We start from the raw sequence: 23,605 nt of genomic DNA on the forward strand, positions 1-23,605 counted from the left end.
GAAATCTTTCAGACTGCGTGAAGTCGCGATCGTTTGAAAGATCCGTGAAAACCGCAGACAGCGGTTCGTGCGTCACCCTTCATGCAGGGTCTTATCGACGTGCGCCAACAATCATTAATGTATCAGCCTTTGTCATTTATCGACTTTTGTTCGAGTGGAGTCCGCCGTGTCACTTTCGCTTTGGCAGCAGTGTCTTGCCCGATTGCAGGATGAGTTACCAGCCACAGAATTCAGTATGTGGATACGCCCGTTGCAGGCGGAACTGAGCGATAACACGCTGGCTTTGTATGCGCCAAACCGTTTTGTGCTCGATTGGGTAAGAGATAAGTACCTCAACAATATCAATGGATTACTCAACACATTCTGCGGTGCGGATGCCCCACAACTGCGTTTTGAAGTGGGAACAAAGCCCGTTACGCAAACGCTAAAAACGCCTGTGCATAACGTTGTCGCGCCTGCGCAGACAACAACGGCGCAGCCGCAGCGCGTAGCGCCTGCGGCCCGTTCGGGCTGGGATAACGTACCAGCGCCGGCGGAGCCGACCTACCGCTCCAACGTCAATGTTAAACATACATTTGATAACTTCGTCGAAGGTAAATCCAACCAACTGGCGCGCGCGGCGGCACGTCAGGTGGCGGATAATCCTGGCGGCGCCTATAACCCGTTATTCCTCTATGGCGGCACCGGTCTGGGTAAAACTCACCTGCTGCACGCGGTGGGTAACGGCATTATGGCGCGCAAACCCAACGCGAAAGTCGTGTATATGCACTCCGAGCGCTTTGTGCAGGACATGGTAAAAGCCCTGCAAAATAACGCCATCGAAGAGTTTAAACGCTACTACCGCTCCGTTGACGCATTGCTGATCGACGATATTCAATTCTTCGCCAATAAAGAACGATCCCAGGAAGAGTTTTTCCACACCTTTAACGCTCTGCTGGAAGGCAATCAGCAGATCATTTTGACGTCGGATCGCTATCCGAAAGAGATCAACGGTGTTGAGGATCGTCTCAAGTCCCGCTTTGGTTGGGGGCTAACAGTGGCGATCGAACCGCCAGAACTGGAAACCCGCGTGGCGATCCTGATGAAAAAAGCGGACGAAAATGATATTCGTCTGCCAGGCGAGGTCGCGTTCTTTATCGCCAAACGTCTACGCTCTAACGTGCGTGAACTGGAAGGCGCGTTGAACCGGGTGATCGCCAATGCCAACTTTACCGGCCGGGCGATTACTATCGACTTTGTGCGCGAAGCGCTGCGCGATTTACTGGCGTTGCAGGAAAAACTGGTCACCATCGACAATATTCAGAAGACGGTGGCGGAGTATTACAAAATCAAAATTGCGGATCTGCTTTCTAAGCGTCGATCTCGCTCGGTAGCACGTCCGCGCCAGATGGCTATGGCGCTGGCAAAAGAGCTCACCAACCACAGTCTGCCGGAAATCGGCGATGCGTTTGGCGGGCGCGACCACACTACCGTACTTCATGCCTGTCGTAAAATTGAGCAACTGCGTGAAGAAAGCCACGATATCAAAGAAGATTTTTCTAATTTAATCAGAACATTGTCGTCGTGATCCTATGAAATTTACCGTTGAACGTGAACATTTATTAAAACCGCTTCAGCAGGTCAGCGGCCCGCTGGGCGGTCGTCCTACGCTGCCGATTCTCGGTAACCTGCTCCTCCAGGTAGCGGACGGTACGCTTTCTCTGACCGGCACCGATCTTGAAATGGAGATGGTCGCGCGCGTTACGCTTTCTCAGCCGCATGAGCCAGGCGCCACTACCGTGCCGGCGCGGAAATTCTTTGATATCTGCCGCGGCCTGCCGGAGGGCGCGGAGATTGCCGTTCAGTTGGAAGGCGATCGGATGCTGGTGCGTTCTGGCCGTAGCCGCTTCTCGCTGTCTACACTGCCTGCCGCCGATTTCCCGAATCTTGACGACTGGCAAAGCGAAGTTGAATTTACGCTGCCGCAGGCCACGATGAAGCGCCTGATTGAAGCGACCCAGTTTTCGATGGCTCATCAGGATGTGCGCTACTACTTAAACGGTATGCTGTTTGAAACGGAAGGCAGCGAACTGCGCACTGTTGCGACCGACGGCCACCGTCTGGCGGTGTGCTCAATGCCGCTGGAGGCGTCTTTACCCAGCCACTCGGTGATTGTGCCGCGTAAAGGCGTGATTGAACTGATGCGTATGCTTGACGGTGGCGAAAACCCGCTGCGCGTGCAGATCGGCAGTAATAATATCCGCGCGCACGTCGGCGACTTTATCTTTACCTCGAAGCTGGTGGATGGTCGCTTCCCGGATTACCGTCGCGTATTGCCGAAGAATCCGGATAAACATCTGGAAGCGGGCTGCGATATCCTCAAGCAGGCGTTTGCCCGCGCAGCAATCCTCTCGAATGAGAAATTCCGCGGCGTGCGTCTGTACGTCAGTGAGAATCAGCTCAAAATCACCGCCAATAACCCGGAGCAGGAAGAAGCGGAAGAGATTCTGGACGTGAGCTACGGCGGGATGGAGATGGAAATCGGCTTTAACGTCAGTTACGTGCTGGACGTGCTCAATGCGCTGAAGTGCGAAACCGTGCGCATTATGCTGACGGATTCCGTATCCAGCGTACAGATTGAGGATGCGGCGTCACAGTCGGCTGCCTATGTTGTTATGCCAATGAGGCTGTAGAATCTGAAAAGGGGCTGGTTTACTTGCCATTTCGCCTCCCGGCAGTGCTCGAAATGCTCACGTACTTCGTGTACGCTCCGCTTTCTGCGCGCTGGCGGTAGACGAACTGGCTGCGACACACACGCCCCTGGACGAATGTACTAATATATGTCACTGACGCGCCTTTTAATCAAAGACTTCCGCAACATAGAAAATGCGGATCTCGCTTTATCCCCCGGCTTTAACTTCCTGGTTGGCGCCAACGGCAGCGGCAAAACCAGCGTGCTGGAAGCTATCTATACGCTTGGCCACGGTCGGGCGTTTCGCAGTTTGCAGCCTGGCCGCGTGATTCGTCATGAGCAGGAAGCGTTTGTTCTCCACGGGCGATTACAGGGCGAAGAGCGTGAGACGTCGATTGGCTTAACCAAAGATAAGCAGGGCGACAGCAAAGTCCGTATCGACGGTACCGACGGTCACAAGATCGCGGAGCTGGCGCATTTAATGCCGATGCAGTTGATTACGCCGGAGGGGTTTACTTTACTCAACGGCGGCCCCAAATACAGAAGAGCGTTCCTTGACTGGGGATGCTTTCACAACGAAGCCGGATTCTTCACCGCCTGGAGTAACCTGAAACGATTGCTGAAACAGCGTAATGCTGCGCTGCGCCAGGTGAGTCGTTATGAGCAATTGCGCCCGTGGGATAAAGAGCTGATCCCGTTGGCGGAACAAATTAGTACCTGGCGGGCGGAGTACAGCATCGCTATCGCACAGGACATGGCGGATACCTGTCAGCAGTTTTTACCTGAATTTTCCCTGACGTTCTCTTTCCAGCGCGGCTGGGAGAAAGAGACAGACTATGCGGACGTGCTGGAGCGAAGCTTTGAGCGTGACCGTATGTTGACCTACACCGCGCACGGGCCGCATAAAGCGGACTTTCGCATTCGCGCTGACGGCGCGCCGGTGGAAGATACCCTGTCGCGCGGGCAGCTAAAGTTATTGATGTGCGCCTTACGTCTGGCGCAGGGCGAGTTCCTCACCCGCGAAAGCGGGCGGCGCTGCCTGTACCTGATAGATGATTTTGCCTCTGAACTTGACGATGCGCGTCGCGGACTGCTGGCCAGCCGCTTAAAAGCCACGCAATCGCAGGTCTTTGTCAGCGTAATTAGCGCTGAACACGTTATAGACATGTCGGATGAAAATTCGAAGATGTTTACCGTGGAAAAGGGTAAAATAACGGATTAACCCAAGATTAAATGAGCGAGAAACGTTGATGTCGAATTCTTATGACTCCTCCAGTATCAAAGTCCTGAAAGGGCTGGATGCGGTGCGTAAGCGCCCGGGTATGTATATCGGCGACACGGATGACGGCACCGGTCTGCACCACATGGTATTCGAGGTGGTAGATAACGCTATCGACGAAGCGCTCGCAGGTCACTGTAAAGATATCGTCGTGACTATTCACGCCGATAACTCCGTGTCCGTAACGGATGATGGCCGTGGCATTCCGACCGGGATTCACCCGGAAGAAGGCGTCTCGGCGGCGGAAGTGATCATGACCGTTCTGCACGCGGGCGGTAAATTTGACGATAACTCCTATAAAGTCTCCGGTGGTCTGCACGGCGTGGGCGTCTCGGTAGTCAACGCTCTGTCGCAAAAACTGGAACTGGTTATCCAGCGAGATGGCAAAATTCACCGTCAGATCTACGAGCACGGCGTGCCGCAGGCACCCCTGGCCGTCACTGGCGATACCGATAAAACCGGTACGATGGTACGTTTCTGGCCGAGCCACGAAACCTTCACCAACGTCACTGAATTTGAATATGAGATCCTGGCGAAACGCCTGCGTGAACTGTCATTCCTGAACTCAGGCGTCTCTATCCGCCTGCGCGACAAGCGCGATGGCAAAGAAGATCATTTCCACTACGAAGGCGGCATCAAGGCGTTTGTTGAATATCTCAACAAGAATAAAACGCCGATCCACCCGAATATCTTCTACTTCTCCACCGAAAAAGACGGTATCGGCGTGGAAGTAGCGCTGCAGTGGAACGATGGTTTCCAGGAAAACATCTACTGCTTTACCAACAACATTCCGCAGCGCGACGGCGGTACTCACCTGGCAGGCTTCCGTGCGGCGATGACCCGCACGCTGAACGCCTACATGGACAAAGAAGGCTACAGCAAAAAAGCCAAAGTCAGCGCCACCGGCGACGATGCCCGTGAAGGTCTGATTGCGGTGGTTTCCGTGAAGGTGCCGGACCCGAAATTCTCCTCGCAGACCAAAGATAAGCTGGTCTCTTCCGAGGTGAAATCGGCGGTAGAACAGCAGATGAACGAACTGCTGAGCGAATACCTGCTGGAAAACCCATCTGACGCGAAAATTGTCGTCGGCAAAATTATCGACGCCGCGCGTGCGCGTGAAGCGGCGCGTCGCGCCCGTGAAATGACCCGTCGTAAAGGCGCGCTGGACTTAGCGGGCCTGCCGGGCAAACTGGCGGACTGCCAGGAACGCGACCCGGCGCTGTCCGAACTGTACCTGGTGGAAGGGGACTCCGCGGGCGGCTCTGCGAAGCAGGGGCGTAACCGCAAGAACCAGGCGATTCTGCCGCTGAAGGGTAAAATCCTCAACGTCGAGAAAGCGCGCTTCGACAAGATGCTCTCCTCTCAGGAAGTGGCGACGCTAATTACCGCGCTGGGCTGCGGTATCGGTCGCGACGAGTACAACCCGGACAAGTTGCGCTATCACAGCATCATCATCATGACCGATGCGGACGTCGACGGCTCGCACATCCGTACGCTGCTGTTGACCTTCTTCTATCGTCAGATGCCGGAAATCGTTGAACGCGGCCACGTCTACATTGCCCAGCCGCCGCTGTACAAAGTCAAGAAAGGCAAGCAGGAACAGTACATTAAAGACGACGAAGCGATGGATCAGTACCAGATTTCCATCGCGCTTGACGGTGCGACTCTGCACGCGAACGCTCATGCGCCGGCGCTATCCGGCGAAGCGTTAGAAAAACTGGTCTCTGAATATAACGCCACGCAGAAAATGATTGGTCGTATGGAGCGTCGCTTCCCGAAAGCGCTGCTCAAAGAGCTGGTGTATCAGCCAACTCTGACCGAAGCCGATCTTTCTGATGAGCAGACTGTAACGCGCTGGGTGAATGCGCTGATTACCGAGCTGAATGAGAAAGAGCAGCACGGCAGTCAGTGGAAGTTCGATGTTCATACTAATACGGAACAGAATCTGTTCGAGCCGATTGTTCGCGTGCGTACGCATGGCGTGGATACCGATTATCCGTTGGATCACGAGTTTGTGACCGGCGCGGAATATCGTCGTATCTGCACGCTGGGCGAGAAGCTGCGCGGTCTGATTGAAGAGGATGCGTTTATTGAACGCGGCGAGCGTCGCCAGCCGGTAACCAGCTTCGAGCAGGCGCTGGAGTGGCTGGTGAAAGAATCACGTCGCGGTCTGGCTATCCAGCGTTATAAAGGTCTGGGTGAAATGAACCCGGATCAGCTGTGGGAAACCACCATGGACCCGGAAAGCCGCCGTATGCTGCGTGTGACCGTTAAAGATGCGATTGCTGCCGATCAGTTGTTCACCACGCTGATGGGCGACGCCGTTGAGCCGCGTCGTGCCTTTATCGAAGAGAACGCCCTGAAAGCAGCGAATATCGATATTTAACCTGCCTTAATCCCCGGCCTACCGCTGGTTGGCCGGGGCATCATGATGTTCATCGACATAGCTAAATAAAAAATCTCTAAAGCGCTGCGTGGCGGGCGTTTGTGCGCGCCACGCATGGAAATAAAGGTTCATATTGCGCCGCAGCGGAGGCGTGAGCGAACAGGTCGCTAATTGGTAGCTTTTGGCGTAATGGCGGGAAAAGGTTCCGGCGATCACCACGCCTTCACACTGCGCCGCCAGCGACATGGCGGTCGCCATATGTTCCACCGTCATTTTGGGCTTAATGCGCACGCCAGCGGTCGCGGAGATCGTCGGAATGGATTCGTTGCCAACGGCGATCAGCTCTTCGCTCTGAATCTCTTCCCAGCGAACCGTTTTTTTATGCAGCCGATAGTCCGGATGGCAGTACAGGGCGATTTCCGTTGTGAACAGCGTTTGTTTGTCGATTTCCGGTTCCAGCGGTCGCTCAGGGCCGATACCGAAATCCGCTTCTCCCAACATAATGCTTTTTTGTAATTGCGACATGGGCTTATCAATAAGCTGTACATGGGTATGCGGGTGCTGCCGCTTAAAGGCATGGATAATTTTCGGCAAAAAGGCACAGGCGATCAGCGGCGCGCCAACAACCCGCACCAGGGATTTTTTGATCTCTTTCAGGTCGCGGGCATAATTTTCGGCCCGTTGAAACTCTTCAACCACCCGCATAGCGGAGGGCAAAAATTTTTCGCCGTCGGGCGACAGCTTCACCACGTGCGAAGTGCGGTCGAAAAGGGAAACCTCCATCTGGCTTTCCATTTCGTTGATTAAACCGCTAACGGCGCCCTGCGTGATGCACAGATATTTGCTGGCGGCGGTAAAACTACGCAAATCCGCGACGGCCAGAAACGCGCGAAATTGCCGGATAGTTAAATTCATTTGCCACCTGTGTTACCCCTTTACAGAGAGGATTTTATCTCAGGCTGGATAAGGTCGTGTTGATACGACTCGCAAATACAGGGGGTCTGCCTGCGGCGCAGGCAGACAGTTGGCTTATTTTACGGTGATGGTTGGTGATTTTTTCATGGTTTCCTCGGTCAGCTCCTGGCCGATACCAGGAAGCTCCGGGACTTCGTACATGCCGTTCTTGGGTAGATAGTTGTATTTACAGGTCTGTGTATTCGGTTCCAGCAGCGCATACCGGTGCAGTTCGTGGATGACGAAGTTGGGGATTGCGGTTTCCATATGCAGCGCCACCGCCGTGGAAATCGGCCCGCCGCAAACGTGGATTTGCACCGTTTTGTCGTAAACGTGCGCCATATCGCAGATTTTCTTCACTTCGGTGATGCCGCCGCAGGTGCAGATATCGGGCTGAATAACGCTCAGGCTGCCGTTTTCCAGGAAAGGACGGTATCCCCAGCGCCAGTAAATGCGTTCGCCAGCCGCCAGTGGAATATTAACTTTATCAGCCACTTGTTTCATTTGTCCGGGGTTTAATGGCATGACTGGTTCTTCGTAGTAGAAAATACCCAGTTCTTCTATCATGCGACCAAACTGAATTGCGGATGTAGTATCCGTAAAGGCGTGCATTTCGGCGATGATATCCACGTCCGGGCCGACCGCATCACGAATGGCGGCCATACGGTCGTAGCCCAGACGAAGGATTTTATCGGTGAGAGGCCCGTTGAGGTTTTGCTGGTTCCAGTTGCCGTGGCGATCCATTGCGACGGTATCCACTTTTATTGCGTCATAGCCTTCGCTGACGGCGGTCAGCGCCGCCTGTGCATACTGCTCCGGCTCGGTCAGCATATCTTTATCGCTGCCGTCCCCCCAATCAAACTGTAGCTGACTGGCGTAGGTTCTGATTTTCTCGCGGCTTTTGCCGCCAAGCATTTTATACAGCGGTACGCCCCATGCTTTGCCTTTGATATCCCACAGCGCGATATCGATGCCGCTCATCGCCGCGGAAAAGATGCCGCCGCCGCCCTGCCCCCAGAAGGTTTTTTTGAGCATCTTTTCCCAGATAGCTTCGTTATTCATCGGGTCCATGCCGATGATAATGGCGGCTAAATCTTTTGCCATGCCGATGCCCGCAGAGGCGCCGACGCCGTAAGCCAGCCCGACTTCGCCAAAACCGGAAATGCCTTCGTCGGTATTAATTTTTACCACCACCGGACGCCATTTGCTGGTGGCGGACGCAAAATCGTTCGCCACATCAATAATATCAACGCTGGTAATTTTCATCATTTACTCCTCGTAATTAATATTTTTTAATCGTTAAGATTAATGCCGATACCACGGCGATAGCGCTGATAAAAACCAGGCATAGTAAGCCGCCGGTATAAGTTCCAGTGATAGAAATAAATAAGCCGATAAATACGGGAGATAATGAAGAGAGTCCATTGGCGACGCCGTTCATTACGCCGCTGGCGGCGGAAATAGATTTTCCGGGTATCATTCCCTGTAATAACGTCCAGGCAACGGGCGTACCCATCGTACAGAAAGCAACAGCAAAGGAGAGGAGTACCGCTGACATATATTTATGTTCGGTTATGGTACCGAAATAGATACTGACGCCAGCGAAAAACATTAATACCATTAATATGGGGGCGCTGCGTCCTATTTTATCGACGAAGATCCCCGCAGCGGCTTTAGAAAATATTGACAGGACAAAGGGAAGCGACGCCAGCCAGCCCATTTCCGCCCAGCTAAATCCTCTGGCTGATTTAAGATAGGTCGGCAGCCAGGTAATCATCCCCCAGTACAGGCATTGCAGGCACAGGTACCACAGCACCAGCAACCAGTAGCAATAGTTGGTGATCACCGGTTTGACCCGCAACATAAAACTTTCGCTGTTGCCTGCGCTTTCCGTTTCCTGTCCGGCTTTGATATAAGCCAGTTCCTGTTCGCTGATACTTTTATGTTGTTCTGGTTTATCAGCAACATATCGCCAGAGTAGCCAGAGTGGGATTAACCCGAGAGCGGCGCATAAAAAGAAGTTGGAACGCCAGCCGTGGGTGCCTATCCACCAGGTGAAAAAAGGCATCGCAATGGCGGGTGCCACCGACTGGCCGACGATCCACGCCGCGTTTGCTCTGCCGCGCTCCTGCTTCGGGAACCAGTTTTTAATAAATACGCTTTGCAGTGGATAATAAAATCCCTCTCCGATGCCCAGTAATATACGGCAAATAATAATTAGAGCGAATGATGTTGCTACGCCGCCAACCATTAAAGCGATAGTCCAGATCAGAATACAAAGCATCATTGCTTTTCTGGGGCCGAGATAATCGCCAAGCGGTGATAATACAACGTTAGCGATACCATAAGCGGCCAGAAAGACGGTCATCATCATGCCGATTTGCAATGGCATACTTTCAATACCCATATAGGCTAAGAAGGGTTCATTCGCGGCTAATACCGAAACATTAACGCGATCGAGATAAGCAATAAATATTCCAATAAACAGACAGGCAACGATTAAAAATCTTTTCCTGGTTGGGGGGGCGGTAAGGGCCATCGACATTAGCGATCTCCTTCTCATCGGATAAGGTTGTTTTAAAATATAAGTTTTTGTTGATTTTTACTGATTAAGAGCCAATCCCATTAGGCTCTAAGTGATGATGTCCAAAGTAGCAATACACATTCTTTTAGAAAAACGGTATTTTCTGTTTGATTAATGAGGTTATCTAATACATCAGGATGGGAGAATACGGCCTGAAAAGGGGAATCCCGTTTGTGAATCTTATCCCCCTTTCTCTTGGATTCTTTACTGTTTTTTGAGCGGAATCGCGTTAGCATGAGTCAGGACTCATTTAATGCGGGGATTTCATGGCTATCAAACTTATTGCTATCGACATGGATGGCACCCTTCTGCTGCCCGATCACACCATTTCTCCGGCGGTTAAAAACGCGATTGCCGCTGCGCGTGAAAAAGGGGTAAACGTGGTGCTGACCACAGGCCGTCCGTATGCGGGTGTGCACAGTTACCTGAAAGAACTTCACATGGAACAGCCCGGTGATTATTGCATCACCTATAACGGGGCGCTGGTGCAGAAAGCAGGGGATGGCAGTACGGTTGCGCAAACGGCGCTCAGCTATGATGACTACCGTTACCTGGAAAAACTGTCCCGTGAGGTGGGTTCTCACTTCCACGCATTAGACCGAAATACGCTTTATACCGCTAACCGCGATATCAGCTACTACACGGTGCATGAGTCGTATGTGGCGACCATTCCGCTGGTATTTTGTGAAGCGGAGAAGATGGACCCGAACACCCAGTTCCTGAAAGTTATGATGATCGATGAGCCTGCCGTTCTCGACCGGGCGATTGCGCGTATACCGGCAGAGGTGAAGGAAAAGTACACCGTGCTGAAAAGTGCGCCGTATTTCCTTGAAATCCTCGATAAACGGGTTAATAAAGGCACTGGCGTAAAATCACTGGCCGAGGCGCTGGGTATTAAGCCAGAGGAGGTGATGGCGATTGGCGATCAGGAAAACGACATTGCGATGATCGAATACGCCGGTATGGGCGTGGCAATGGACAACGCCATTCCGTCGGTCAAAGAGGTGGCTAACTTTGTGACTAAATCGAACCTTGAAGATGGTGTTGCCTGGGCGATTGAACAACATGTTCTGTCCTGATTCACTCCGGCCCGATCGCCGTCGGGCCGATAGTTCCACCCATGAAGCTAATGTGTTGCAACAAAGACGTTGTAGAAAATAGTTTTTTATTTCAAAAGATTAATTCGCACAGAAATCCCGCCCACCAGGCGACGATTACTATATTCTCCTTCCTCCTTTCGATCCGGCGGCGCTTCTCGCCAGAATAAACGCTTCATCATTATGAAAAAACGCTCCCTTTTGCTGTTGGCGCTGCCCGCTATGGCTTTTTCTACCTGGGCGGCTACCAGCCCCCCGGCGAACCTGTCGCTTGTTTATAGCTATCAGGATGACGTCCCATCTGCTGCCACACCGCCAGTCGCGACAACGCCGGTGGCAAAGCCTGCCAGTACATCAGTGTTGCCTTTTCTGGGTGATGAAGCCCGAAAGCGTGGCTATGAGCTTCCCGAGCCATTTGGCCTCAATATTAACTACATGAATATTGGGCAGAATATTAACGTTGATAGCATCAACTTTAATGGCCTGGCTTTAGGTCCCAACGGGGGAATTCCATTAGATAACGTATTTAAAATTAACGTCGGTCATACCCGTGAAAAGAGCAAGACCGAAACGGTCAAGCTGGATGCCTGGCTGCTGCCATTTATGAATGTGTACGGCCTGGTGGGCTATACCGATGGTCATTCCGTTTCGCAAATTGGTGTTGGGTTGATGACGAAAAATGGCCACGTTTTTCATCCCGCCGATCTGCAAAACCTCAAATTTAAACTCGACTTTAAAGGCACTACCTATGGCATCGGCACCACGCTGGTCGGCGGCGTAGGTAACTGGTTTACCGCTGTTGATGCTAACTACACCCAGACACAGTTCGATATTCTTGATGGCAGCATCGACGCCTTTACCGTCTCACCTCGCGTTGGTTACCGTTTTACCACCCCGGGTATAGATAAGATGCATCTGCCGTCGGGCAAGCTAAACGTCTGGGTCGGCAGCATGTATCAGGATGTGCAGCAGGAGTTTAAAGGCAGCCTCGACGACCTGACCATGCCGTCAGCGACGCTACAAAGGCTGGTGAGTATGGCTAACTATAACAATAACGGCCGCTTTGACGTCAAACAGCATCTACAATCACCGTGGAACATGCTGCTGGGCGCTCAGTATGAAATAACCCGCCATTTCAACGTTACCACCGAGTTTGGCTTTGCCGAGCGCAATAGCTTCTTTGTGGCCGGTGAGTACCGCTTTTGAATCGCTGCCATTACCGACTGTTGCTTTGCGTCGTCGGTGTGCTGTCCGGCGTGGCGCAGGCGGCGCTGCCCAGCCGCAGCCAGGTGGACGGCTGGCTACAACAAATGGGGGATAGCGATACTTACGATGCCGCCAAAGGCGTCAACTGGGGAGTAATGCCCGGGCCATTTTATACCCCTGAACTGGGGCTGGGCATCGGCACCGCCATCGTCGGTATGTATCGCCCCGATCCTGCCGATAAGGTTAGCCAGGTATCCACGCTGTCGCTGAGCAGCTATTTCAGCTCCACAGGCGCTTTTGGCGTAAGCCTGCAAAATTACGCTTTTTTCGCGCAAGATCGCTGGCGTTTCTTCCTCACTGGCGCATTGAGCGACACGCCCACTTACTATTGGGGACAGGGTTTTGCCGCTGGTGATAAAGACAGCCATAAGCAGGCCTATACTGCGCAGGTGCTGGATCTGCAACCCATGCTGTATCGTCGGCTTGTTAACAATATCTATCTTGGCGTTGGCTGGACGCTGGATGTACAGCACGCCGCGCAAATTGATGAGACCGATCCGCCCAAAATTCAAAGTACCGCGCAGGGCTGTTCTTCACTGAGTAACGGCGGTAGCGTTGAGATTAGCTGGGATGATCGTGATTTTATACCTAACCCACGCAAAGGGCAGTATGCCACCCTTCGCTATACCCACTTCGCACCGGACGTCGGTAGCGATACGCGGTTTGATGAATACCAACTGCACTATAGTCGTTACCATGCCGTCAATGATAAAGACGTGCTGGCCTGGGAAGCTGACGGCGCCTTTACCCAGGGCGACGTGCCGTGGAATATGCTGCCGCTGCTGGGCAGTAACCATCGTATGCGCGGCTATTATGAAGGGCGCTATCGCGATAAAAATGCTATCAGCGGTCAGCTGGAATATCGCCATAAGCTGAGCTGGCGGCATGGCGTTGTCGGTTGGGTGGGCGCGGGCACCATGGGATCGTCTTTGCACCATCTGGATGACGGGCGATGGCTGCCTTCTGCGGGCGTGGGCTATCGCTTTGAGTTCAAGCCGCGCGTCAACGTGCGGCTGGATTACGGCGTGGGCAAAGCTAGCAGCGGTTTTTATTTTCAGGTAGGAGAAGCATTTTGAGGTCCGTCGTTCGGGTTATCTTTCTGGCGCTACTGTTTCTGGCGGGGAGCGCCCGCGCCGCCTTACCACTGACGCTCTATCTGTCCACTCACCCAACGCCTGCTGCCAGTGAAGCCTGGCCGACGATGCCGCCGCAGCCGCTGCCAAAGGGGTTGCGGCCGTGTTGTGCTTTTGGTTACGACCTGCATGCCGAGCTGCTGGGACTGCCGGTTCCGCTCTATCAGTTAAATAACGTCGTGACGGTGGACTCGCTGGGGCATCATCAGTACAACGACCATCTGTACTCGGGCGTGGCAAACCTGATTGGCCTTAGCGGTGAGAATAACGGTATTGTGTATACCTTGCGTGGCGGATTCATCGACACCGCACATGTGAGGGATACCGCTGATATGACAGTGTATATCTTCAGCCAACTACTACCAAAGCTGGGGCAGGCTTTTACGCTGAATCTGGGCGAGGAGCTGGCCGAACGGCGTCTGGTTTTTACTGCTTTTACCCCTCCGGTCGATGCACGCGAGCGTTACACGCTGGCCGCCTGGCTGTCGGCGCATCTGGCGTTCCAGGTGGCGGAGTGGCACGAAATCGCCCAATGGTACGGTTTCGAGTCTGTTCGCGGATTTTCTGAGGGAGTATCGGCCTTTTCGCCGGAAGATCTCTATTCTAACCTCGCGGGTGCCCGTCTGGCGGCGTCTTTAATTGTCGGCGGCCAGACGAAAACGCAAGAGATGTACAACACGGCGATGGAAACCGCGCTGCGGCAAGCGCTGACGCAGCTGGCAGCGCAGCCGGCGCAGATCACCCGTTTCCAGTTTGATATGCTTGATGGCCGTTGGTGGAACAGCCAGCGGCGGGTACCGGAAAAATATCTGGTGCTGCATCGTAATTATCAGATGGGCGATGACCGCCTGCCGACCGCCATTCCTGGCGAGATAATGCCGCTATTGCCGCTGAGCTTGCCCCATCGCTGGCGCGGTATCCAGCTTAGCACGCTGGCGCAACTACAATTGTGGCCCAGCGAGGATATGGCGCAGCTACCGCCTCCCGCGCACTATTACAGCGAAAAAGATTTTGCCGCCCTGGCGGAGCAGGCACGGCTACAGGACGAAAAAACACAGAATCATTAAACAGGCAGTAGCCGTAGGCTATTTCCCTCTTATACCCTCGGCGTACTGTTTTATGTCCTGATAACTGGCGATGTGAAATGCGTCGTTTGGCGAGCCGGAAGCTATTATGGCGAAGGATGACCGGCTATCCATGCGTCGAGCGCCGTCACTCCCTGCGTCACGATAGTTTTAATATCTATATCGCTAAGCGGTTGCAATTCCAGCTCCCGACAGGCTTCGGTTGCCTGCGTCATCCCCAGGCTGGCGCAGCCGCTTTTTAATTTATGCGCCAGCCGCTTAATGTTAACGTCGTCATTCATGGCGCGCGCCGCCTCGATCTCCTCGACTAAAGGCAGCGCGCTGTCTTTGAATAAGGCGACCCATTGCCGGAGCTTTTCCGGGCCGACAGACGCCATATCGCCGGCAAGCTGATGTTCATTCAGCATCGCCCGCGCGTTGTGAGATTTGCCCTGTAAATAGTGCGCTATCATACGGTAAAGCTCCTCGCGGGGAACGGGCTTTTGAATAATCCCGCAGAAAAGACCGGCGGTACGCTGACGAAGATTATCGTCTATCACATGCGCGCTAAAACCAATGCGTTTCATGGCGGGATACAGGCTCATCAACTGCTGCGCCAGGGTTAAGCCGTCATAATCCGGTAAATCAAAATCCACCAGCGCCACATCAAAGGACTCGCCTTCGGCTAAACAGCGTAGCGCGTCATTCGCGCTTTCAGCTACTGAGACCTTCACCCCTTTACCCGTGAGCATTTCAGCGGTAATACGCTGCGTCAGCATATTATCTTCAATCAGCAACAGGCGTAGTCCGTTAAGATTTATCGGTTCCCTGAACGCATTTTTGCTTGCGGGTCTGGGGTGGCGAACCGGCAGTTGTAAGCGAAAACAACTGCCAACATGAAGCGTACTGGTGACGGTTAGCGTCCCGCCCATCGCCTCTGCCAGGCTGGCGCTGATAGCCAGCCCCAGGCCCGTCCCGCCCCGGCGTCCTGTCGCCTGCACAAACGGTTTGAAAATAGCCGTCAGCTTCGCTTCAGGAATACCGCATCCGGTATCTTCAACCTCAATAAACCAGCTCTGATCGTCGCAAAACGTGCGTAGCACTATGCTGCCGCGATCGGTAAATTTCGCCGCATTACTTAAAAGATTAATCACAATTTGACGTATCCGGCGTGGATCGCCTTGTAGCGTGGAGGGGAGTTGCTCGCTAAAGTCGGCGATGAGCGCCACCTGCACGCGGCTGTGCATTAAATGCAGCGCGCTATTCAACAATTGTCGCGGTTCAAACGGTTCCTCGCTAATAGAAACGTTGGTGCCGCCTACTTCAATCGCCGAGTAATCAAGAATATCGTTAAGAATCGCCAGTAGCGATTCGCCTGAATCATTAATGGCCTGTAAGTCGTCGCGGTAGTTTGCCATGAGCGGTTTATCGGCCAGCAATTGTACCGTACCGAGAATGCCGTAAAGCGGCGTGCGAATTTCATGGCTCATGGCGGCAAGGAACGTCGATTTCGCCTCGTTGGCCTTTTCCGCTTCGGCGCGCGCCTGCCGGTGTTCCAGCACCAGCGCATGAAGCTCCGCCGTTTGCGATCGCACCTGTTCCGCCAAATCCTCACGATGGCGGTTTAATTTGCGCACGTTGGCGCGAAACGCTTCCATCAGACGGCTGATGGTATCCAGTTCGCTGACGCCAGCCGCCTCCGGAAACGGTGAGTCAATATCGCCCTCCAGTAGCCGCTGTAAGGCCTGCGTTTGTTGCGCCAGCGGGCGGGATACGGAACGGTAAACCACTCGCCAAAGGATAAAACTTAATGAGCACAGCGCCAGGATACCTAAGATCACTAACCCTATTTGCCCACGCTGACTGGCGTGTGTAAGGCGCGCTAACCCAGCCTCGTTTCGTTTTTCGATGGCGTTCACCAACTGCGACACTTCCGTACTGAAGCGGGTAAACTGAAAGAGGTTATTGGCCATAAGCGTTTGAAGCTGGTCGCGGATGGCATTTTCCTTACGAAACAGGGTAACTAGTGTGGTGTACTGGTTTATTTTCTCCAGCGCGTCGGCGATTTGGGCGCGAACGGTAGGATCTTCTATACGCTGCTGGCGGCGGGATAAAATTTTAACCAACTGATTAAGTTTTTCATCGGTGTCCTCGGCATCGCTCAGCCCTTGCGCGTCTTTTAAGGTCACAATGAGCTGCTTAAACCGCAGGGCATTGACCCGCAACTCATTCATCTGATTCACATACTCAAGGTCGATATCAATCAGTCGGTCAAGCGCGCGTTCAGCCTGATCCCCTTTACCGCTTTCGATAAGATCGTAAATACCGGCCTGGGTGGCGCCCGCAGATGTCGCTGCATTATTGGCCTGACCGTGAGCCTGGGCGGCAATGCTTTCCGCCGCCTCCGCAATCTGGTGGCTTAACTGCTGTTGCTGTGCGCGCAGCGTGAGAATTTCACCGACCAGTGTTCCCTGTTGCCCAAGCGTTTGCGCAATCTCTTTTTCTTGCCGGGCGATGGCCGAGGTATTAAATCCCTGCTCGCTTAATGCCTGCAAAAGATGGTTAATTTTAAGGCTTTGCGCTTTCAGCATCTTCCCCTGCGCCAGCCAAACGCCCTCACTGTCGGCATTGGTCAGATTTTGCGCGGAAAAGAGCTCGTAAGCGCTGGCTTCGCTTAACTGCCTGGCCATATTCATCGTGGGGAGCAGCGCTTGCGTATTGGTTTGCTCCACCTGACTAATGACGCGCAGGCTTATCCAGCCGATCACGGTGCTGAGCAGGGTGAGTGCCGCCATCAGGGCGAAGGCCAGCCATAATCTGCGGGTCAGTGAAGGCGTTGACATTTATGCGCCGCGGGTGAAATGGGTTGAGTTGCCGCCGGAAAAACCATTAGGATAAAACCTTGTTGCTGGTGGGGCTATCATGCGCGCGCTTATTTCGTTCTTTTTTTTGATAATCATCGTCTCGAATGTAGAAACGGCGTCAGCCGAAACCGGACTGCTACACTGGACGCGCGCCGATCGGGCGATTCCCTGGCGGCAAACGTCAGTCAATGCGAGTAAACCCTGGAAACTGTGCGCATTATACCCCAGCCTGAAAGATTCTTACTGGTTGTCCGTCAACTACGGGATGCAAAAAGCGGCCAAATTGTATGGCGTTGATTTAAAAGTGCTGGAAGCGAATGGCTATCGGCAACTGGCGACGCAACAACAGCAAATGATGCAGTGCCGGGAGTGGGGTGCCGACGCTATTCTGCTTGGCAGCAGTACCGATCGTTTCCCGGAGCTGGAACGGTATGCCGGTAATGTGCCGGTTATTGAACTGGTGAACATGATTCACGATGCCAGCGTCGCAACCCGCGTTGGTCTGCCGTGGTTTCAGATGGGGTATCTGCCGGGACGTTTCCTGGTGCAGTGGAGCAAAGGAAAAGCGCTTAACGTTTTACTCTTCCCGGGGCCGGAAGAAGCCGGCGGCAGTCAGGAGATGGTGGCGGGTTTTCGTCAGGCAATTAAAGGCAGCGCGATCAACATTGTGGATATCGCCTGGGGCGATAACGACATTGAAGTGCAGCGAAACTTACTCCAGGAAATGCTGGAGCGCCATCCGGACGCCAATGTGGTCGCCGGGTCGGCGATAGCAGCGGAGGCGGCGATGGGCGAAGGGCGAAATTTGACGACTCCGCTCACGATCGTCTCATTTTATCTGACGCATCAGGTTTATCGCGGTTTAAAACGCGGCCATATCCTGATGGCGCTCAGCGATCAGATGGCCTGGCAGGGAGAATTAGCGATAACGCAGTCGATTAAGGTCTTACAGGGGCAACCGGTGCCTGAAAATATCAGCCCGCCGGTGCTTATTTTGACGCATAACAACGCCGACAGCGCGCGCGTTCGCCGTTCGCTATCGCCTCCGGGATTTCGGCCCGTCTATCTGTATCAATACACCTCCGAGGCTAAAAAGTAGCCTTCGCCATGCTGTGTGACCAGCAGTTCCGGCGTAATTTTATGGCGTAAGCGGCGAACCAGGACATCAATCGTGCGGAGATCCGGAGTCTCTACGCGGCGGGCGGAAAGCATTCGCAGCAGACGTTCGCGATGCAGCACTTTGCCTGGGTTGGTCACAAAGGCCAGCAGTAACTCGTACTCCGCGCGCGTAAGCTTAATGGCTTCACCATTGTGCTCCAGCGTATGATTCATCACGTTCAGGCAGTAACCGGAAAACATATAGCAGTTTTCACTGGCATTTTGCGGCGTGGGGCGGGCCAGATCGATGCGCCACAAAAGATTTTTCACCCGCACTACCAGCTCGCGCAGTTCCAGCGGCTTGGTGACGTAGTCGTCCGCGCCCATCTCCAGCCCGACGATGCGGTCGATTTGGTCGCAACGCCCCGTCACCAGAATAATGCCCACCGTGGAACGTTCGCGTAGCGCCCTGGTCAGCATCAACCCGTTTTCGTCGGGGAGGTTGATATCCAGCAGGATCAGCGAAACGTGCTCATGCTCCATGATGTCGCGCAGGCCCGCGCCGCTGTCGGTCACCGAAACGCGATACCCCTCCTGCTCAAAATAGGCCTGTAATCTGGCCTGAGTAACAGGTTCATCCTCAACAATAACAATGTGATGTGACATCCTGCGCGCGGTCTCTTTCTGTTCATATCTGTTCATATATTGCCGTATCCCGTTCATCCTGACCAGTGACGCTGTTCATATTTGCGGAATAAGATCTGCGCATTAAACCATATAATTACAGGGGCTATTATGCGAAAACTCTGGAGAGCGCTACTCAGGCCAAGCGCCCGTTGGTCGATACTGGCGCTGGTCATTGTCGGGATTGTGATCGGCGTTGCGCTGATCGTGTTACCTCACGTCGGTATCAAACTGACCAGTACGACAGAGTTTTGCGTCAGCTGCCATAGTATGCAGCCGGTGTATCAGGAATATAAACAGTCCGTACATTTCCAGAACGCTTCCGGCGTACGCGCGGAATGTCACGATTGCCATATCCCCCCTGATATTCCAGGCATGGTGAAACGTAAGCTGGAAGCCAGCAACGATCTTTACCAGACATTTATCGCCCACTCGATTGATACCCCGGAAAAATTTGAAGCCAAACGTGCCGAGCTTGCCGAGCGTGAATGGGCGCGCATGAAAGAGAATAACTCCGCGACCTGTCGTTCCTGCCATAACTACGATGCGATGGATCACGCGAAACAGAACCCGGAAGCGGCGCGGCAAATGAAAATCGCCGCGAAAGAAAATCAGTCCTGCATCGACTGCCATAAAGGGATTGCCCACCAGCTACCGGATATGAGCAGCGGTTTCCGCAAACAGTTTGATGAACTGCGCGCCAGCGCCAGTACGCATAATGACGGCGATACGCTCTATTCGCTGGATATCAAGCCGATTTACGCCGCTAAAGGCGATAAAGAACCGGCAGGTTCGTTGTTACCTGCTTCTGAAGTGAAAGTCCTTAAACGGGACGGTGACTGGCTGCAAGTGCAAATCGAAGGCTGGACGGAGACGGACGGTCGTCAGCGCGTGCTGACGCAGTTGCCCGGTAAACGTATTTTTGTCGCTTCGATTCGCGGCGATGTGCAACAGCATGTGAAAACGCTGGAAGAGACCACCGTCGCGGCGACCAATACTCAGTGGAGCAAATTACAGGCAACCGCGTGGATGCAAAAAGGCGACATGGTAAATGACATTAAACCGATTTGGGCCTATGCCGACTCCCTCTATAACGGCACCTGTAATCAGTGTCACGGCGCGCCGGACAAAGCGCACTTTGACGCTAACGGCTGGATCGGCACGCTCAACGGCATGATCGGTTTCACCAGTCTGGATAAGCGTGAAGAACGTACCTTGTTGAAATATCTCCAGATGAATGCGTCTGATACCACCAATACGCCGCACAGCGATAAGGGAGAACACAATGAAAAATAAGGACACGCTACACGTCTCTCGTCGACGTTTTCTGGCGCAGCTTGGCGGTTTGACGGTGGCAGGAATGCTGGGGCCGTCACTGCTGACGCCCCGTAGCGCCCGCGCAGCGGATGCCGCTGCGCCAGGCGCCGCGACGAAAGAGGGTATCCTTACCGGTTCTCACTGGGGGGCTATTCGCGCCACGGTGGTTGACGGTCGATTTGTGGCGGCAAAACCGTTTGAACAGGATAAATACCCGTCCAAAATGATCGCTGGTCTGCCCGATCACGTCCACAACGCGGCGCGTATTCGCTATCCGATGGTGCGCGTCGACTGGATGCGCAAAGGTCATCAAAGCGACACCTCGCAGCGCGGCGATAATCGTTTTGTGCGCGTCTCCTGGGATGAAGCGCTGGATCTGTTCTATCAGGAACTGGAGCGGGTGCAAAAAACCTACGGGCCGAGCGCGTTACTGACGGCGAGCGGCTGGCAATCTACCGGCATGTTCCATAACGCCTCCGGGATGCTGGCGCGCGCGATTGCGCTACATGGCAATAGCGTCAGCACGGGAGGGGACTATTCGACCGGCGCGGCGCAGGTGATTCTGCCGCGCGTGGTGGGTTCAATGGAAGTGTACGAGCAGCAAACGTCATGGCCTCTGGTTTTACAGAACAGTAAAACGATTGTGCTATGGGGTTCTGATATGGTGAAAAACCAGCAGGCAAACTGGTGGTGCCCGGATCACGATGTCTATCAGTACTATGAACAATTAAAAGAGAAGGTTGCCAGCGGCGCTATCTCGGTCATCAGCATCGACCCGGTCGTCACCTCCACGCACGATTATCTGGGGCGCGATAAGGTCAAACATATCGCCATTAACCCGCAGACGGATGTCCCGTTACAACTGGCGCTGGCACATACGCTGTACAGCGAGAAACTGTACGATAAAAATTTCCTCGATAACTACTGCGTCGGTTTTGACCAGTTCCTCCCCTATTTGCTGGGCGAAAAAGATGGACAGCCCAAAGATGCCGCCTGGGCGGAAAAACTGTGCGGTATTGACGCCGACACCATCCGCGCGTTGGCGCGGCAGATGGCGGGCGACAGAACGCAAATCATCGCTGGCTGGTGCGTACAACGTATGCAGCATGGCGAACAGTGGTCATGGATGGTCGTCGTGCTGGCGGCAATGCTGGGACAGATTGGTTTACCGGGCGGCGGCTTTGGTTTTGGCTGGCACTACAACGGCGCCGGGACGCCTGGCCGTAAAGGGATCATTTTAAGCGGCTTTTCCGGTTCGACGACCGTTCCGCCAGTACACGACAGCACGGATTACAAAGGCTACAGCAGCACCATTCCTATTGCACGTTTTATGGATGCCATTCTTGAACCGGGCAAGGTCATTAACTGGAACGGCAAATCGGTTAAATTACCGCCGCTGAAGATGTGCGTGTTCGCCGGGACCAACCCGTTCCACCGACACCAACAAATTAACCGCATAATTGAAGGCTGGCGCAAGCTGGAAACGGTCATCGCTATTGATAACCAGTGGACGTCGACCTGCCGTTTTGCGGATATCGTTTTGCCGGCTACCACCCAATTTGAGCGTAACGACCTCGATCAGTTCGGCAACCACTCTAACCGCGGCATTATCGCCATGAAACAGGTGGTGTCGCCGCAGTTTGAAGCGCGTAACGACTTTGATATTTTCCGCGATCTCTGCCGACGCTTTAACCGTGAAGCGGCATTCACGGAAGGTCTTGATGAAATGGGCTGGCTGAAACGCATCTGGCAGGAAGGGAGCCAGCAGGGAAAAGGTCGCGGTATCCACTTACCGACTTTCGAGGTGTTCTGGAATCAACAGGAGTACATCGAGTTTGATCATCCGCAGATGTTTGTGCGCCATCAGGCTTTCCGTGAAGATCCGGACCTGGAGCCGTTGGGCACGCCAAGCGGTTTGATCGAGATTTACTCCAAAACGATCGCCGACATGCAATACGACGATTGTCAGGGCCATCCCATGTGGTTCGAAAAAATCGAACGCTCGCATGGCGGGCCGGGATCGCAGCGCTGGCCGCTGCACTTACAATCCGTCCACCCTGATTTCCGTCTGCATTCCCAACTGTGCGAGTCGGAAGCGCTGCGTCAGCAATATGCCGTTGGCGGCAAGGAGCCGGTCTTTATTAACCCACAGGATGCCAGCGCGCGCGGGATCCGCAACGGTGACATCGTGCGGGTATTCAATGCACGCGGGCAGGTACTGGCGGGGGCGGTAGTTTCCGATCGCTATGCGCCGGGCGTGGCGCGAATTCATGAAGGCGCCTGGTACGATCCTGATAAAGGCGGCGACATCAATGCGTTGTGTAAGTACGGCAACCCTAACGTATTAACGCTGGATATCGGTACATCACAGCTCGCGCAGGCGACCAGCGCGCATACGACGCTGGTGGAAATTGAAAAATATACCGGCCCTATTGATAACGTCACGGCGTTTAACGGTCCGGTCGAGATGGTCGCGCAGTGTGAATATGTACCCGCATCGCAGGGGAATCCGCATGAATAAGCAGCCAGCGCTTGCTCAGGAACAGTACGCCTGCGTATATGCATGGCTGGCGTTACTCTTTTTCCGGGAAGTGGATGATGAAGGGTTAATACAATTACAGTCCGCGGAAATCGCGGACTGGCTGGCGCTGTTAAAGCGTCAGCCTGCGCTGGCGGCGTCGGTGGCGTTACTCGAACAAAAAATTGCCGCGCTTAGCCTACGCCAGGATGCGCAGCTGGAGCTGGCCGCAGATTTTTGCGGATTGTTCCTGATGACGGATAAAAAATCGGCCTTGCCCTACGCCTCGCAATACCCGCAGCAGGAACCCGGCATGATTAAACATTTATTGCTTGAAGCCGGGATGGAGGTCAACGACGATTTTAAAGAGCCGACCGACCACCTGGCGATTTATCTGGAATTACTCAGCCATTTACATTTTTCATTGGGTGAATCGTTCCAACAACGGAGAATGAATAAATTACGCCAGAAAACATTGTCGTCATTACTGGAATGGCTTCCGGAATTTACAAATAATTGCTTTAAGCATGATTCCTATGGTTTTTATGCTGCGTTAAGTCAATTATTGTTGGCTATCGTTCGTTTTGATGACGGAAAAGAGGATTTATCCATTGTTGCGGCTGAATAAACCCTGTGACGGGCATCGCAAAATAAATCTTACGATAGTCGGGGGTTATCATATCTATAGGT

At 53.6% G+C, this 23,605-nt stretch carries 17 protein-coding genes; 12 read left to right on the forward strand and 5 right to left on the reverse strand.

Annotated features, from left to right (window positions below):
* Positions 1-166: 166 nt before the first annotated feature.
* The 4 genes from dnaA (at position 167) to gyrB (ending at position 6,336) form a co-directional block, all read left to right on the forward strand.
* Positions 167-1,567, forward strand: coding sequence for a chromosomal replication initiator protein DnaA (dnaA, locus tag LDB27_RS00005; protein WP_000059093.1), 1,401 nt, complete (start codon positions 167-169; stop codon positions 1,565-1,567).
* Positions 1,568-1,571: 4 nt separating this feature from the next.
* Positions 1,572-2,672, forward strand: a complete 1,101-nt coding sequence (dnaN, locus tag LDB27_RS00010; protein ID WP_000673472.1) for a DNA polymerase III subunit beta — start codon at positions 1,572-1,574, stop codon at positions 2,670-2,672.
* A gap of 147 nt (positions 2,673-2,819) precedes the next feature.
* Complete coding sequence (gene recF / locus LDB27_RS00015; protein WP_000060080.1) at positions 2,820-3,893, forward strand: DNA replication/repair protein RecF; 1,074 nt, start codon at positions 2,820-2,822, stop codon at positions 3,891-3,893.
* Between the two features lie 28 nt (positions 3,894-3,921).
* Positions 3,922-6,336, forward strand: coding sequence for a DNA topoisomerase (ATP-hydrolyzing) subunit B (gyrB, locus tag LDB27_RS00020; protein WP_000072047.1), 2,415 nt, complete (start codon positions 3,922-3,924; stop codon positions 6,334-6,336).
* An 18-nt stretch (positions 6,337-6,354) separates the two neighbouring features.
* Here the strand turns inward: gyrB and LDB27_RS00025 are convergent, their stop codons facing one another.
* The 3 genes from LDB27_RS00025 to LDB27_RS00035 all read right to left on the reverse strand — a co-directional run bounded on the left by LDB27_RS00025 (position 6,355) and on the right by LDB27_RS00035 (position 9,835).
* The gene (locus LDB27_RS00025; protein WP_001054586.1) at positions 6,355-7,251 is read right to left on the reverse strand and encodes a LysR family transcriptional regulator; all 897 of its coding nucleotides are present in this window, start codon (positions 7,249-7,251) and stop codon (positions 6,355-6,357) included.
* 114 nt (positions 7,252-7,365) lie between these two features.
* Positions 7,366-8,559: a mandelate racemase/muconate lactonizing enzyme family protein gene (locus LDB27_RS00030; protein ID WP_023230708.1), complete on the reverse strand. Its 1,194-nt coding sequence runs from the start codon at positions 8,557-8,559 to the stop codon at positions 7,366-7,368.
* Between the two features lie 13 nt (positions 8,560-8,572).
* Positions 8,573-9,835, reverse strand: coding sequence for an MFS transporter (locus tag LDB27_RS00035; protein ID WP_000061264.1), 1,263 nt, complete (start codon positions 9,833-9,835; stop codon positions 8,573-8,575).
* A gap of 305 nt (positions 9,836-10,140) precedes the next feature.
* Here LDB27_RS00035 and yidA point away from each other — a divergent pair, with 305 nt between their 5' ends.
* The 4 genes from yidA (at position 10,141) to LDB27_RS00055 (ending at position 14,437) form a co-directional block, all read left to right on the forward strand.
* The gene (gene yidA / locus LDB27_RS00040) at positions 10,141-10,953 is read left to right on the forward strand and encodes a sugar-phosphatase (protein WP_000985571.1); all 813 of its coding nucleotides are present in this window, start codon (positions 10,141-10,143) and stop codon (positions 10,951-10,953) included.
* 201 nt (positions 10,954-11,154) lie between these two features.
* A complete protein-coding gene (locus LDB27_RS00045; RefSeq protein ID WP_000747395.1) occupies positions 11,155-12,177 on the forward strand; it encodes a hypothetical protein in 1,023 nt (340 codons plus the stop codon).
* Positions 12,174-13,313, forward strand: coding sequence for a BamA/TamA family outer membrane protein (locus LDB27_RS00050; protein WP_001078029.1), 1,140 nt, complete (start codon positions 12,174-12,176; stop codon positions 13,311-13,313). The genes LDB27_RS00045 and LDB27_RS00050 overlap by 4 nt, the downstream gene beginning before the upstream one ends.
* Positions 13,310-14,437: a DUF4056 domain-containing protein gene (locus tag LDB27_RS00055; protein WP_001258177.1), complete on the forward strand. Its 1,128-nt coding sequence runs from the start codon at positions 13,310-13,312 to the stop codon at positions 14,435-14,437. Before LDB27_RS00050 ends, LDB27_RS00055 begins: the two co-directional genes overlap by 4 nt.
* Positions 14,438-14,541: 104 nt before the next feature.
* Here LDB27_RS00055 and torS read toward each other — a convergent pair whose 3' ends face one another.
* Positions 14,542-17,277: a TMAO reductase system sensor histidine kinase/response regulator TorS gene (torS, locus tag LDB27_RS00060; RefSeq protein WP_000106939.1), complete on the reverse strand. Its 2,736-nt coding sequence runs from the start codon at positions 17,275-17,277 to the stop codon at positions 14,542-14,544.
* A 79-nt stretch (positions 17,278-17,356) separates the two neighbouring features.
* On the opposite strand from torS, the gene torT reads away from it, so the two are divergent.
* On the forward strand, positions 17,357-18,397 hold the full coding sequence (gene torT, locus LDB27_RS00065) for a TMAO reductase system periplasmic protein TorT (RefSeq protein WP_001202038.1): 1,041 nt from the start codon (positions 17,357-17,359) through the stop codon (positions 18,395-18,397).
* Here the strand turns inward: torT and torR are convergent.
* On the reverse strand, positions 18,370-19,062 hold the full coding sequence (gene torR, locus LDB27_RS00070; RefSeq protein WP_001562512.1) for a two-component system response regulator TorR: 693 nt from the start codon (positions 19,060-19,062) through the stop codon (positions 18,370-18,372). The two genes, torT and torR, sit on opposite strands and share 28 nt — an antisense overlap.
* A gap of 129 nt (positions 19,063-19,191) precedes the next feature.
* Between torR and torC the strand changes: the two genes are divergently transcribed.
* From torC to torD, 3 genes are read left to right on the forward strand one after another with little or no spacing between them, the layout of a single operon-like run.
* Positions 19,192-20,376 (forward strand): pentaheme c-type cytochrome TorC, encoded by a 1,185-nt coding sequence (gene torC / locus LDB27_RS00075; protein ID WP_001230254.1) that lies wholly within the window; start codon positions 19,192-19,194, stop codon positions 20,374-20,376.
* Positions 20,366-22,918, forward strand: coding sequence for a trimethylamine-N-oxide reductase TorA (torA, locus tag LDB27_RS00080; protein ID WP_000790678.1), 2,553 nt, complete (start codon positions 20,366-20,368; stop codon positions 22,916-22,918). Before torC ends, torA begins: the two co-directional genes overlap by 11 nt.
* Positions 22,911-23,543, forward strand: coding sequence for a molecular chaperone TorD (torD, locus tag LDB27_RS00085; RefSeq protein WP_001041512.1), 633 nt, complete (start codon positions 22,911-22,913; stop codon positions 23,541-23,543). Before torA ends, torD begins: the two co-directional genes overlap by 8 nt.
* The last annotated feature ends 62 nt before the right edge of the window (positions 23,544-23,605 follow it).

Source organism: Salmonella sp. JXY0409-18 (assembly GCF_020268625.1).
GTDB lineage: Bacteria > Pseudomonadota > Gammaproteobacteria > Enterobacterales > Enterobacteriaceae > Salmonella > Salmonella enterica.